This window comes from Bacillus sp. SIMBA_154 (assembly GCF_046536015.1).
Classification (GTDB): Bacteria; Bacillota; Bacilli; order Bacillales; family Bacillaceae; genus Bacillus; species Bacillus pumilus_P.
Window position 1 is genome coordinate 1 of record NZ_JAWJBV010000643.1, and the last position, 237, is coordinate 237.

Annotated in this window: 1 protein-coding gene; it reads right to left on the reverse strand. The window is 33.3% G+C overall.

The features are described from left to right. The coding region (locus tag R0K30_RS23450; RefSeq protein ID WP_410613423.1) for a hypothetical protein at positions 1-237 on the reverse strand (237 nt) is incomplete at both ends.

The following is a 237-nucleotide window of genomic DNA, read 5'->3' on the forward strand; positions in this document are numbered from 1 at the left end:
CGAACAACTCTATACATTTCTCCTGTTTTTTTTATGCCGCTCAAATCGATATGTCGAGCACGTTTTAGATACACACAGATTTTTGGAAAAGATTGTTGAGCTTGAGAAAATTTAGAGATCTGATTTGTATCAAACAGTTCGATGTAATACTCGGCACTTTTACCAATAATATCATCTGAGCTGTATGTATTTTTACATTCTTTGTTATCACAAAAACAAAAGCCTCTGTACCTGATT